This window comes from Nocardia sp. GTS18 (assembly GCF_013839555.1).
In the GTDB taxonomy this organism is placed as follows: Bacteria; Actinomycetota; Actinomycetes; order Mycobacteriales; family Mycobacteriaceae; genus Nocardia; species Nocardia rosealba.
Window position 1 is genome coordinate 144929 of record NZ_JACBIU010000007.1, and the last position, 12006, is coordinate 156934.

General features: G+C 68.4%; 13 protein-coding genes. 11 read left to right on the top strand and 2 right to left on the bottom strand.

The window, feature by feature from the left end; translation table 11 throughout:
* The first annotated feature begins 29 nt into the window (after positions 1-29).
* Positions 30-452 (top strand): MerR family transcriptional regulator, encoded by a 423-nt coding sequence (locus HYG95_RS10230; protein WP_181697739.1) that lies wholly within the window; start codon positions 30-32, stop codon positions 450-452.
* A 25-nt stretch (positions 453-477) separates the two neighbouring features.
* On the opposite strand, the gene HYG95_RS10235 is transcribed toward HYG95_RS10230, so the two are convergent.
* On the bottom strand, positions 478-1044 hold the full coding sequence (locus HYG95_RS10235; protein WP_181697740.1) for a TetR family transcriptional regulator: 567 nt from the start codon (positions 1042-1044) through the stop codon (positions 478-480).
* Between the two features lie 160 nt (positions 1045-1204).
* On the opposite strand from HYG95_RS10235, the gene HYG95_RS10240 reads away from it, so the two are divergent.
* Positions 1205-2320 (top strand): FAD-dependent monooxygenase, encoded by a 1116-nt coding sequence (locus HYG95_RS10240; RefSeq protein WP_181697794.1) that lies wholly within the window; start codon positions 1205-1207, stop codon positions 2318-2320.
* Between the two features lie 298 nt (positions 2321-2618).
* Here HYG95_RS10240 and HYG95_RS10245 read toward each other — a convergent pair whose 3' ends face one another.
* Positions 2619-3590: a YafY family protein gene (locus HYG95_RS10245; protein ID WP_181697741.1), complete on the bottom strand. Its 972-nt coding sequence runs from the start codon at positions 3588-3590 to the stop codon at positions 2619-2621.
* Positions 3591-3651: 61 nt separating this feature from the next.
* On the opposite strand from HYG95_RS10245, the gene HYG95_RS10250 reads away from it, so the two are divergent.
* The 9 genes from HYG95_RS10250 to argF all read left to right on the top strand — a co-directional run bounded on the left by HYG95_RS10250 (position 3652) and on the right by argF (position 11999).
* Complete coding sequence (locus HYG95_RS10250) at positions 3652-4143, top strand: pyridoxamine 5'-phosphate oxidase family protein (protein WP_181697742.1); 492 nt, start codon at positions 3652-3654, stop codon at positions 4141-4143.
* A gap of 138 nt (positions 4144-4281) precedes the next feature.
* A complete protein-coding gene (locus HYG95_RS10255; protein ID WP_181697743.1) occupies positions 4282-4851 on the top strand; it encodes a TetR/AcrR family transcriptional regulator in 570 nt (189 codons plus the stop codon).
* Positions 4848-5381, top strand: a complete 534-nt coding sequence (locus HYG95_RS10260) for a hypothetical protein (protein WP_181697744.1) — start codon at positions 4848-4850, stop codon at positions 5379-5381. The genes HYG95_RS10255 and HYG95_RS10260 overlap by 4 nt, the downstream gene beginning before the upstream one ends.
* Positions 5382-5439: 58 nt before the next feature.
* Positions 5440-6663: a cation:proton antiporter gene (locus tag HYG95_RS10265; protein ID WP_181697745.1), complete on the top strand. Its 1224-nt coding sequence runs from the start codon at positions 5440-5442 to the stop codon at positions 6661-6663.
* Positions 6664-6690: 27 nt separating this feature from the next.
* Entirely contained in the window at positions 6691-7749 is a 1059-nt protein-coding gene (argC, locus tag HYG95_RS10270) for an N-acetyl-gamma-glutamyl-phosphate reductase (protein WP_181697746.1), read from the top strand.
* Positions 7746-8972: a bifunctional glutamate N-acetyltransferase/amino-acid acetyltransferase ArgJ gene (argJ, locus tag HYG95_RS10275; RefSeq protein ID WP_181697747.1), complete on the top strand. Its 1227-nt coding sequence runs from the start codon at positions 7746-7748 to the stop codon at positions 8970-8972. Before argC ends, argJ begins: the two co-directional genes overlap by 4 nt.
* Positions 8969-9871, top strand: coding sequence for an acetylglutamate kinase (gene argB / locus HYG95_RS10280; RefSeq protein ID WP_181697748.1), 903 nt, complete (start codon positions 8969-8971; stop codon positions 9869-9871). The genes argJ and argB overlap by 4 nt, the downstream gene beginning before the upstream one ends.
* Entirely contained in the window at positions 9868-11070 is a 1203-nt protein-coding gene (locus HYG95_RS10285; protein WP_181697749.1) for an acetylornithine transaminase, read from the top strand. Before argB ends, HYG95_RS10285 begins: the two co-directional genes overlap by 4 nt.
* Positions 11067-11999: an ornithine carbamoyltransferase gene (argF, locus tag HYG95_RS10290; RefSeq protein WP_181697750.1), complete on the top strand. Its 933-nt coding sequence runs from the start codon at positions 11067-11069 to the stop codon at positions 11997-11999. The genes HYG95_RS10285 and argF overlap by 4 nt, the downstream gene beginning before the upstream one ends.
* Positions 12000-12006 lie beyond the last annotated feature (7 nt).

A 12006-nucleotide genomic window follows, 5' to 3' on the forward strand; every position in this document is an offset into this window, starting at 1 on the left:
TCAGGTCGACCTGAAGTAAAGAGGCGAACGTGACCGATACCGCCGGACCGCGCCGAATCGGTGATGTCGCCGTCGAACTGGGTGTCGCTGCCCATGTGCTCCGTCATTGGGAGGACGTCGGGGTGCTCGTTCCGCCCCGCGCGCCGGGCGGTCACCGGGTCTACAGCGATGACCTGGTGGTGCGGGCTCGTCTGGTGCTGCTCTGTCAGCGCGCCGGGCTTTCGCTGGCCGAGATCAAGGACCTGTTCGCGGCTCGGTCCCGTGCGGAGCGGGTCGAACTCTTCGCGGGCAAGCAGGCCGAACTCGGTGCGCGCGTGCGTGATCTCACGCGCACCATCGATTTCCTCGCCCACGTCCTGCGCTGTACACACCCGATCGTCGATGAATGTCCGGAGTGCGTCGGGTTCAGTCGCGAGGATACGGCGAAACGCATCGGCGCGTTGTTCGGGTAGCCGGGTGCATCGGTCGCGAGGTGCGTCAGCGCGCCTTTCGGGCAGGCGACGAGAGGGTTCGAGTCAGCCGTTCGAGCGCCTCGCGGGGGTCTTTGCCGTGCTCCGCGCCGGTGAGGCGATGGATGACCGCGCCGTCCATGTAGTCGACCAGGATTCCGGCATCGACCGGGCCGATGCCCGCCTGAGCGGCGAGCTCGACCGCCTGCTCGCGTAGTCGGCCGTGCCCGCGTCGCAGCGATTCGGCAACGGTCGGCATCGCTTGGGATTCGCCGAAGAGGGCGAGGCGGGCCTGGGTGCGGATGCGGTCGGCGGTCGTCGCGTGGGTGATGAACCGGGCCAATGCGTCGACGAGGTGGTCGACGGTGGGCGGCCCGAGAACGCGGTGCAGGGTGCTCCAGTCGGCGTGATCGCGCTGCTCGAGACGCTCGGCTACTCCGCACAGCAGCGCTTCCCTGGTGCGGAAGTAGTTCGACGTGGAGCCGGCGGGTAGGTCGGCGGCTTGGTCTACGGCGCGATGGGTAATGCCACGTGAGCCGCGCGTGCCCAATACCTCGATGGCCGCGTCGAGGATCTGTTCGCGTTTGGTTGCCACACATCGATACTACGGGCGTAGTGATGGACACTACATCCGTAGTATTGTTCACTACAGCTGTAGTACGGTGGCATCGCACCGGGAAGGGCGTCGTGTGGAACCCTCCCGCTCCGCAAGTGGTACCCGGACAGGGATCGTCACTCGATACGAAGGGTTCGGAATGGCTACAGCGATTGTTGTCGGCGGTGGAATCGGGGGGACGGCGGTCGCCCTCGGGTTGATCGAACGCGGCTGGTCGGTGCGGGTGCTCGAACGGGCGGCGCGGTACACCGAGGTCGGGGCGGGAATCTCGCTGTGGCCCAATGCCCTGCGGGCGCTGGACGCACTCGGTGTCGGCGAGGCGGTGCGGGCGCAGGGGTTGGACGATGTGTCGGCGGGGATTCGGGACGAGCGTGGGAGATGGCTGTCGCGGACCGATGTGGCGACCATGCGGCGTCGATTCGGGGCGCCGGTGATGATCCATCGGGCGGCGCTGCTGGATATTCTCCGAGAGGCTCTGCCGGAAGGGGTTGTGGAGACAGGGATTTCGGTGGAGCGGGCCGATCTGGACGGGACGGTCGTGTATTCGGCCGGCTCGGGGCGAGACATGAGCGAGGTCACTGCAGATCTGGTTGTCGGCGCCGACGGTATTCGCAGCGTCGTGCGGCGGGCCGTATGCGGGGAGGTCGCGCCGCGTTATGCCGGGTACACGGTGTGGCGTGCGGTGGTCGGTATCGCCGAGCCACTGACCGAATTCGGTGAAACGTGGGGTCGGGGTGCGCGTTTCGGCATGGCGCCGTTGCCCGATGGGCGCATCTACTGCTTCGCGGTCTACGACGCGGAGGAAGGTGTCGGCGGCAGTTTCGCTGAGGTACGTGCTCGCTTCGCCGGCTGGCATCATCCCATCCCGGCGTTGCTCGCGGCTGCCGACCCGAATACGGTGCTGCACAACGATATCTATGAACTGCCTGCGCTGACGACCTTCACCGCAGGTCGTCTCGCGCTGCTCGGCGATGCCGCTCACGCTATGACGCCGAATCTCGGGCAGGGCGGGTGTCAGGCGCTCGAGGATGCGGTTGTTCTTTCGCGGTTGGCCGGTACGACTGATGGGTTGAGGCGCTATGACTTCGAGCGTCGGCCTCGTACGCAGATGATCGCTCGGCGGTCGGGAGCGATCGGGGTTGTCGCTCAGCTGTCCGCGCGGCCGTTGGTCGCGGTTCGTGATGCGGCTTTGCGGATGACTCCGGCCAGTGCTCAGTTTCGTTCGCTGGGAAAGGTTTTGGATTGGGTGCCGTGAGGTTGGGTTGGGGGAGTGGTCGTTGTTTCGGGCGGTGCTGGTAGGTGTACCTGCCGCACTCTCGCCCGTGCGGAACCACTGCGGTGTTTTGTGCACCACAACGGTATTGGGCTGTGTTTTTGGAGCGCTGGCGCGCTCGAGCGCGGCCCCTGAGGGGCCGCGCGAACAGCGCTCGAGACTCGCGCCTGCGGCGCATGCGCTTCGAGCGCTGTTCGCGCGGCCGGGCCGCTGCGCCGCTTCGCGGCGGACCCTCCTCGAGGTCGGGTCGTGCGGGGTTGGGAGGGCGGTCATGGCGGATTTAGGTGGTGCGGTAGCGGGCGGCCATGGCCTCGGAGATCGTCCGTAGGTGGGCGCGGAACTCGGGTGGAGCGAGGACTTCGATGTGGTCGGCCAGGGGGAGTAGGGCGTGGGTCAGTACTTCGTAGGATTCGGAGGGGATGGTGATGTCGGCCCAGCCGTCGGGGGCGGTGGGGCCGAGGGAGGCCAGTGCGGCGTGGACGGCTGCTGGGTCGTTCATGAGGCGCAGGAGGCCGAGGTGCTCGGTGGCGATCCGGCATTGTGCGCTGACTTTCAGCATGGACCGCCCGAAGTCGACCGCCGCTGCCTGCCAGTGGGCGGCGAGGTCGAAATCGGGTGGGCGGTCGAATGTTTCGCCGGTGGGGGCGGCCGTGGCGATTCGGCTTGCCCGGTAGGAGCGGATATCGGAGCGGACGCGCGCGACGAGATACCAGGTGCCCGCCTTCATCACCAGGCCCAATGGGTCGACCGTGCGTTCGACGACGTCGTCACCCCGCCGGTAGGTGATCGCGAGGCGGCGGTCGTGCCAGACGGCGTCGGCGATGGTTGCGAGGGTGGGGGTTTCGTCGGGGCGGTGGAACCAGCCGGGCATATCGATGTGGACGCGTTCGGCGATGCGGGTGGCCCGGCCGCGCAGTTCCGGTGGCAGCGCGGCCAGCATTTTCAGCTGTGCGGTGGCGAGGACGGTGCCGAGGCCGAGGTCGGCGGCGGCGCCCGGTAGGCCGGCCAGCAACACGGCGTCTGCCTCGTCGGAGGTGAGGCCGGTGAGCCGGGTTCGGTATCCGTCGACCAGTCGCACCCCACCGCCGCGCCCGGGTTCGCTGTACACCGGCACGCCCGCCGCCGACAGCGCCTCCACATCCCGGTACACCGTGCGCACCGACACCTCCAGCTCCCGCGCGAGCTCCCCGGCCGTTGCCCCGCCGTTGGCTTGCAGCAGGAGCAGCAGCTGCACCAGCCTGCTCGCTCGCATACCCCGAGACTAGCCGCGAACCTTGACACAGGATGTCAAGGTTGCGTCGTAGCGTGGGCGTATGACCACTTGGAGCCAGTTCACCGAGGAAGCGCCGCGCATCGCCGAGCTGTTCCTGCGCAGACACCGAGCCACCGGCAATCTGTGCATGCTCGGCACCCTCCGCGCCGACGGATGGCCACGGATCAGCCCGATCGAGCCGATGGTCTTCGAGGACATGCTGGTGCTGGCGGGCATGCCGGACACGCGCAAGTTCGACGACCTCGCCCGCGACCCCCGCTTCTGCCTGCACACCGCAACCGTCGACACCAATGTCACCGAGGGCGACGCCAAACTCTTCGGCACCGTCACCGACCTGACGGACGAATCCGTCCACGCCCGCTTCGCGCAGAAACTCTACGACGACAGCGGTTTCGACATCCGCGGCCAGAAATTCGACCACTTCTACATCGCCGACCTCACCAGCGCCTCCACGGTCGAAGTCGCCGACGACCAGCTCGCCATCACCATCTGGAAACCCGGCGAGGGCGAACGAGTCGTCACCAAACGCTGAATCTCGCCACCGACCGCCGCTGGTCAGCCGATCACCACGCGCTGGTAGCGGCATTGTCCGAGAGCCGCCACCACGGCGTGGTGATCGCGCGTCCGACTGACTCTGGACTATGGCTGACTGGTCAGTCATTATTAGCCCATGCCGAAGCGAGTGGATGTGGATGCGCGGCGGACCGAAATTCTGGAGGCGGCCGTCCGGGTCTTCGCCAGAAAAGGGTTCGCCGCATCGCGGATCGAGGATGTGGCGGCGGAGGCCGGGGTCGCGAAAGGGAGTGTCTACCTCGCGGTCAGCAGCCGGGAGGAGCTGCTCACAGCCGCGTTCGACCAATACCGGGCGCGCGCGGAACAACAACTCGCCGCGCCGGGAACCGGGCCCGCGTTGGATCGGCTGGCTCAGTTGATCCGGTCGACCGTGGCGATGCTGGCGGCCCACCCGGATTACGCGCGCGTGTTGCTGGACGTGTGGTCGGCCAGGACACCGTTGGACATGGCCGCTGTCTACGAGGGCTACCGGGCGGCCGTCGCGGAATTGCTGCGCGCGGCCGACGCCGAGGGGCAATTGCGGGCGGGCATCGGCGACGCGCACGCGGCGGTGATCGTCGGCGCCATCGAAGGGTGCCTGGTGCAGTGGCTGGCCGACGACCGCGTCGCGCTCACCGATTTGACCGAACCCCTCGTGCAAGTGTGCGTGGAAGGTATCCGGCGATGACGATCACCGACCGGCTGATCGCGCCGGGAGCGACGAGAAGCGAAGCAGCCCTGTGCTATTCGTCCGCGGTCATCGGTGGGGTGACGGCTGCGCTGCTCGCGCGAAACGCAGGCGGCTCCGCGCTGATCGTCGCGGTTGTCGCCCTGATCGGCTTCGACCTCTTCGGCGGCGCCGTGGTCAATGCGACAGCATCGGCCAAAAGCTGGTTCCACCGGCCCGGCCGAACCACCCGCCATCACCTCACGTTCGTCGCCGTCCACGGCCAACCGTTCCTGCTGGCGTTGGTGGTCCCGGGTTTCGGTTGGTGGGTCGCGGCGGCCATCTACAGCCTCGTCCTCGCGGCGGCCGTCGTCGTGCTCTCGGTGCCTGATCAGCTGCGCGTGCCGATCGCCTTCGCCGCCACAGTATTCGGCGTCGCGATCACCACGACAATGCTCACAGTGCCCACCTCCCTGCTCTGGTTCGGCCCGGTACTGCTGATCAAACTCCTCCTCGCGCACCTACAACCCGGTTCACCGCAGGCAAGGTGACGGATCGCCCGCGCGCGGTGCCGGGGATCGGGTGGTGGGCTGTGCCACGATGACCCGCATGGAGCTGCTCGCTTCCGCCGGTGCCGACGGGCCGACGCCGATCGTGTCGCTGTTCTGGATCGCGCTGGTCGCGGTGATCGCGCCGGTGGTGTCGCGCCTGCTGCGCGGATATCTGCCCGATGTGGTGATCCTGCTGGTCGCGGGTGCGGTGCTCGGCCCGTACGTGCTCGGGTGGGCGGGCACCGGGGGTGGCGTCGACCTCGTCAGCGAGCTCGGGCTCGGGATGTTGTTCCTGCTGGCGGGTTACGAACTCGACCCGGCGCTGCTGCGGGGGAAGTCGGGGCGAACGGCCTGGCTGGTCTGGCTGGTGTGCCTGGTCTTCGCGTTCGGGATCGTCACCCTGGCCACCGATCGGTCGACGGGCACCCGCATCGCCGTGGCCATCGCGCTCACCTCCACCGCGCTCGGCACGCTCCTGCCGATTCTGAAACAAGCCGGCATCGCCGACTCGCCGCTCGGTCGCGCGGTGATGACGCACGGCGCGGTGGGTGAACTCGGGCCCATCGTCGCGATGTCGGTGCTGCTGAGCAGCCGCGACTCCATGTCGGCGCTCGTCACCGTGCTGATGTTCGTGGTCGCGGCGATGCTCGTCGGCCTGATCCCGGTGCGCATGCTCGACCGCATGCCCGACCTCGGATCGGCGCTCGGCCGGCTCGACGGCGGCACCTCGCAGCTCCCGGTGCGCGGGGTCGTGCTGCTACTCCTCGTCCTCATGGTGATCGCCGAGGAATTCGACCTCGACGTGGTACTCGGCGCCTTCGCCGCGGGCATGATCCTGCGCAAACTCATCGCCGCGGGCCACCCCGACGTGGACGCCTCGCTCGAGGCCATCGGCTACGGCCTGCTGATCCCGGTGTTCTTCGTGGTCTCCGGAATGGGCATCGACGTGTCCGCCGTCGCGGGTAACCCGGCGCTGTGGGTGTGGTTCGTGGTCACCATCGCGATCGCACGCGGTCTGCCGGTGTGGCTGAGCGAGCGTTTCGTGTCGCACGGGCTGAACCTTCCCACTGGTCGTGAGCGGGTTCAGTTGGCCCTCTACGCGGCAACCGGTCTGCCGATCATCGTCGCGGTGACCCAGGTCGCGACCCGCACCGGCCTGCTGAGTAGCGAGGTAGCCTCGATACTGGTGGCCGCGGGCGCCACGACGGTGCTGGTGTTCCCGCTGGTCGCGCGCCTGCTCGGGGCACGCGGCGCCGAATCGGTCACACCCGCGCATGAATGAGCTTGCATACTCGTGCATAATCATCACATGGTGGAAACGTCCGGAGGACCCGTATTGCGGGTGGCGGTTGCCGGTGCCAGTGGGTACGCCGGTGGCGAGGTGTTGCGTCTGCTGCTCGGCCATCCCGAATACCGAGCCGGGCGCCTCGAGATCGGGGCGCTGACCGCCGGATCCAACGCGGGCACCGCCCTCGGCGCGCTGCAGCCGCAGCTGCTGCCGCTGGCCGACCGGATCCTGCAGGAAACCACCCCCGAAACCCTGGCCGGGCACGACATCGTGTTCCTCGGCCTGCCGCACGGCCAGTCCGGTGCGATCGCCCAGGCACTGCCCGAATCGACGGTCGTCATCGACTGCGGTGCCGACTTCCGGCTCACCGACCCCGCCGCCTGGGAGAAGTACTACGGCAGCGCCCACGCGGGCAGCTGGCCCTACGGTCTGCCCGAACTGCCCGGCGCCCGCGCCCGGCTCGCCGGTGCCCGCCGCATCGCGGTGCCCGGCTGCTACCCGACGGTGTCCAGTGTCGCGCTCGCCCCGGCCGTGGCGGCGGGCATCATCGAGCCGACCGTCAACGTCGTCGCGGTGAGCGGCGCCTCCGGCGCGGGCCGCAAACTCGACATCGGCCTGCTCGGCTCCGAGGTGATGGGCAGCGTGCGCGCCTACAGCGTGGCGGGTGCGCACCGGCACACCCCCGAGATCGCGCAGAATCTCAAAGCCGCAGGCGGCGTGGATGTTTCGGTGTCCTTCACGCCGGTGCTCGCGCCGATGCCGCGCGGCATCCTCGCCACCTGCACCGCGCCGGTGAAGGTGGACGCCGCCGAGGCCCGGGCGGTCTATGAAAAGGCTTACGCCGACGAACCTTTCGTACACCTGCTGCCCGAAGGCATGCTGCCGCAGACCGGTTCGGTGCTCGGCTCCAACGCCATCACCCTGCAGGTCGCCGTCGACGCCGACGCCGGCCTGCTCGTGGTGATCGGTGCGATCGACAATCTGACCAAGGGCACCGCGGGCGCCGCGGTGCAATCGATGAATCTGGCCGTCGGTTTCGACGAGACCGCAGGACTTTCCACCGTAGGAGTGGCACCGTGACAACCCCTGATCCGCACGCGCCGGACCACGGCAAACTCATCCACACCCAGGGCGTCACGGCTCCGCTCGGCTTCCGCGCGGCGGGCATCGCGGCGGGCATCAAGGCCAGCGGCAAACCCGACCTCGCGCTGGTGCTCAACGAGGGCCCCGAATACGCGGCGGCGGGCGTGTTCACCCGCAACCAGGTGAAGGCCGCCCCGGTGCTGTGGTCGCAGCAGGTGCTGAAGTCCGGTCACGTGCGCGCGGTCATCCTCAATTCCGGTGGCGCCAACGCCTGCACCGGCCACGGTGGTTTCCAGGACACCCACAAGACCGCCGAGGAACTCGCTGCCGCACTGAGCAATTGGGGCATCGAGACCGGCGCCGGTGAGATCGCGGTCTGTTCCACCGGCCTGATCGGTGACCGGCTGCCGATGGACAAACTCGTCCCCGCGATCACCGAGATCGTGCACGAGATGGGCGGTGGTCTCACCGGCGGCTCCGACGCGGCCCACGCCATCATGACCACCGACACGGTTCCCAAGGAATCGGCCTTCCATCACGAGGACAAGTGGAACGTCGGCGGCATGGCCAAGGGCGCGGGCATGCTCGCCCCCTCACTGGCCACCATGCTCGTCGTGCTCACCACCGACGCGGTGGCCACCCCCGAACAGCTCGACGAGGCGCTGCGCAAGGCCACGAAATACACCTTCGACCGGCTCGACGTCGACGGCTCCTGCTCCACCAACGACACTGTGCTGCTGCTGGCCAACGGTGCGAGCGGCGTCGCCCCATCCCAGGACGACCTCGACGCCGCCGTGTTCACCGTGTGCGACGACCTGGCCGCTCAGCTCATGGCCGACGCCGAGGGCGTCACCAAGCGGGTGCGAGTCACCGTCACCGGCGCGGCTACCGAGGACGAGGCGCTCACCGTCGCCCGTGCCGTCGCCCGCGACAACCTGGTCAAGACCGCGCTGTTCGGCTCCGACCCGAACTGGGGCCGGGTGCTCGCCGCCGTCGGCATCGCCCCGGTGACCCTCGACCCGCATCGGATCGCGGTGTCGTTCAACGGGAACCCGGTCTGTGTCGACAGTGTCGGCGCTCCGGGCGCGCGTGAGGTCGACCTGTCCGGTGCCGATATCGACGTGCTGATCGAGCTCAACGTGGGCGAGGGCACCGCCATGGTGCGCACCACCGACCTCTCGCACGGCTACGTCGAAGAGAACTCGGCGTACAGCTCATGAACGCCGGTGTCCTGCACAGCCTTTCGGCCCTCGACAAGGCGCACGTCCTGGCCGACGCGCTGCCGTGGCTGCAGAAATTCCGCGACAAGATCGTCGTCGTGAAGTACGGCGGCAACGCCATGATCGACGACGACCTCAAGTCCGCCTTCGCCGCCGACATGGCGTTCCTGCGCACCGTCGGCGTGCACCCCGTTGTCGTGCACGGCGGCGGCCCGCAGATCAATGCCATGCTGAAGAAGCTCGGTATGGAAGGCGAATTCCGTGGCGGCTTCCGCGTCACCACCCCCGAGGTGATGGATGTGGTGCGGATGGTGCTGTTCGGTCAGGTCGGGCGCGAGCTGGTCGGGCTGATCAACGCGCACGGGCCGTACGCGGTCGGCATCTCCGGTGAGGACGCGCACCTGTTCACCGCCACCCGGCGCACTGTCGCCGTCGACGGGGTGGCCACCGATATCGGCCTGGTCGGCGATGTCACCGAGGTCAACCCCGGCGCCGTGCTCGACCTGATCGACGCGGGCCGCATCCCGGTGGTCTCCACCATCGCCCCCGACGCCGACGGCGTAGTGCACAACATCAACGCCGACACCGCCGCGGCCGCGCTGGCCGAGGGCATCGGCGCCGAGAAGCTCGTCGTCCTCACCGATGTCGAGGGCCTCTACACCGACTGGCCGGACCGCTCCTCGCTCACCAGCCGGATCGACGCCGACGCTCTCGCCGCGTTGCTGCCGAGCCTGGACGCGGGCATGGTGCCGAAGATGGAGGCCTGCCTGCGCGCGGTGCGCGGCGGTGTGCCGAGTGCCCACGTCATCGACGGGCGCGTCCCGCATTCGGTACTACTGGAACTGTTCACCGGAGAAGGAATCGGAACCATGGTGACCCCGGCGGGAGCGCAATCATGAGCGAAGTGGCGAAACTGCAACAGCGGTGGTCGGCCGCGATGATGAACAACTACGGCACCCCCAAGGTGGCGCTGGTGCGCGGCGCCGGGGCGGTGCTCTACGACGCCGACGGCAAACGCTACGTCGATTTCCTCGGTGGTATCGCGGTCAACAGCCTCGGCCACGGGCATCCGGCCATCCTCGAGGCGGTCACCCAGCAGCTCGGCACCCTCGGCCACGTGTCGAACCTGTATGTCAGCGAACCGGTGATCGAGCTGGCCGAGAAGCTGCTCGCCCACTTCGGTGACGGCGAGGGCAAGGCGTTCTTCTGCAACTCCGGCACCGAGGCCAACGAGGCCGCGTTCAAGATCGCGCGGCTCACCGGGCGGTCCAAGATCGTCGCCGCCGAGGAGGCGTTCCACGGGCGGACCATGGGTGCGCTCGCGCTCACCGGTCAGCCGTCGAAGCGGGCGCCGTTCGAGCCGATGCCGCCCGGCGTCGTGCACGTGCCCTATGGTGACGCCGCCGCCCTGGAAGCCGTCGTCGACTCCGACACCGCCGCGGTGTTCCTGGAGCCGATGATGGGGGAGAGCGGTGTGGTGGTCCCGCCGTTCGACTACCTCGCCAAGGCCCGCGAAATCACCTCGCGGGCAGGGGCTTTGCTGATCCTGGACGAGGTGCAGACCGGAATCGGCCGCACCGGAACATTTTTCGCACACCAGGCGGCCGGAATCGTGCCCGACGCGATCACCCTCGCCAAGGGTCTGGGTGGTGGCCTCCCGATCGGCGCCGTGCTGGCGCAGGGACGGGCGGCCGAGCTGCTCACCCCGGGTCTGCACGGCACCACCTTCGGTGGCAATCCGGTCTGCGCCGCGGCGGCGCTGGCCGTGCTGCGCACCATCGACTCCGAGGACCTGCTGAGCCATGTGGAATGGGTCGGCAAGAAGCTCAGCGACGGCATCGCCCTGCTCGAGCACCCCGAGATCGACCACGTGCGTGGGGCGGGTCTGCTGATCGGCATCGTGCTGCGCAACGACATCTCCGCCCACGTGGACGAACGGGCGCGCGAGGCGGGATACCTGCTGAATCCCGCCAAGCCCAACGTGATCCGGTTGGCACCGCCCCTGGTGCTCACCGAAACCCAGGCCGACAATTTCGTCGCCGACCTGCCCGAGATCCTCGACAAGGCCGCCGCCGATGCCAAGGGAGCGACCAAGTGACCCTGCGCCATTTCCTGCGCGACGACGACGTGAGCCAGGCCGAACAGGCCGAAATCCTCGCGCTCGCCGCCGAACTCAAGAAGAACCCCTTCGCGCACCGCCCGCTGGAAGGCCCGCGCGGAGTCGGGGTGATCTTCGAGAAGAACTCCACCCGCACCCGGTTCTCCTTCGAACTCGGCATCGCCCAGCTCGGCGGGCACGCCGTGGTCGTCGACGGTCGCGACACCCAGCTCGGCCGTGAGGAAACCCTCGGCGACACCGGCAGCGTGCTGTCGCGCTATGTCGACGCGATCGTGTGGCGCACCTTCGAGCAGTCACGGCTGGACGAAATGACCGCCACCGCAACGGTTCCCGTGGTGAACGCGCTGTCCAACGAGTTCCACCCGTGTCAGGTTCTCGCCGATCTGCAGACGATCGCCGAGCGCAAGGGTTCGCTGGCCGGGCTCAACCTCACCTTCTTCGGTGACGGCGCCAACAACATGGCGCACTCGCTGCTGCTCGGTGGTGTCACGGCGGGGATGAACGTGACCGTCGCCGCGCCCGCCGGTTTCGAGCCGCTGCCCTGGATCATGGAGGCCGCCGCCAAGCGTGCCGCCGAAACCGGTGCGACAGTGGCGGTTACGGGCGATCCCGTCACCGGTGCCACCGGCGCCGATGTGCTCGTCACCGACACCTGGACCTCGATGGGTCAGGAGAACGACGGGCTCGATCGCGTCGGCCCGTTCCGCCCGTTCCAGCTCAACACCGAACTGCTGGCCGCCGCAAACCCGGAAGCGATTGTGCTGCACTGCCTTCCGGCGCACCGTGGCGAGGAGATCACCGACGAGGTGCTCGACGGTTCGCACAGTGTGGTGTGGGACGAAGCCGAGAACCGGCTGCACGCCCAGAAGGCGCTGCTGGTGTGGCTGCTCGCGAAAGTCGCCGCGTGAGACCGCG

What these genes read in the sequence shown, in the direction of transcription:
- HYG95_RS10240 (WP_181697794.1), top strand. Translation starts at nt 1,205, where the DNA reads ATGGCTACAGCGATTGTTGTCGGCGGTGGAATCGGGGGGACGGCGGTC.
- HYG95_RS10245 (WP_181697741.1), bottom strand. Translation starts at nt 3,590, where the DNA reads ATGCGAGCGAGCAGGCTGGTGCAGCTGCTGCTCCTGCTGCAAGCCAAC.
- HYG95_RS10250 (WP_181697742.1), top strand. Translation starts at nt 3,652, where the DNA reads ATGACCACTTGGAGCCAGTTCACCGAGGAAGCGCCGCGCATCGCCGAG.
- HYG95_RS10255 (WP_181697743.1), top strand. Translation starts at nt 4,282, where the DNA reads ATGCCGAAGCGAGTGGATGTGGATGCGCGGCGGACCGAAATTCTGGAG.
- HYG95_RS10260 (WP_181697744.1), top strand. Translation starts at nt 4,848, where the DNA reads ATGACGATCACCGACCGGCTGATCGCGCCGGGAGCGACGAGAAGCGAA.
- HYG95_RS10265 (WP_181697745.1), top strand. Translation starts at nt 5,440, where the DNA reads ATGGAGCTGCTCGCTTCCGCCGGTGCCGACGGGCCGACGCCGATCGTG.
- argC (WP_181697746.1), top strand. Translation starts at nt 6,691, where the DNA reads ATGGTGGAAACGTCCGGAGGACCCGTATTGCGGGTGGCGGTTGCCGGT.
- argB (WP_181697748.1), top strand. Translation starts at nt 8,969, where the DNA reads ATGAACGCCGGTGTCCTGCACAGCCTTTCGGCCCTCGACAAGGCGCAC.
- HYG95_RS10285 (WP_181697749.1), top strand. Translation starts at nt 9,868, where the DNA reads ATGAGCGAAGTGGCGAAACTGCAACAGCGGTGGTCGGCCGCGATGATG.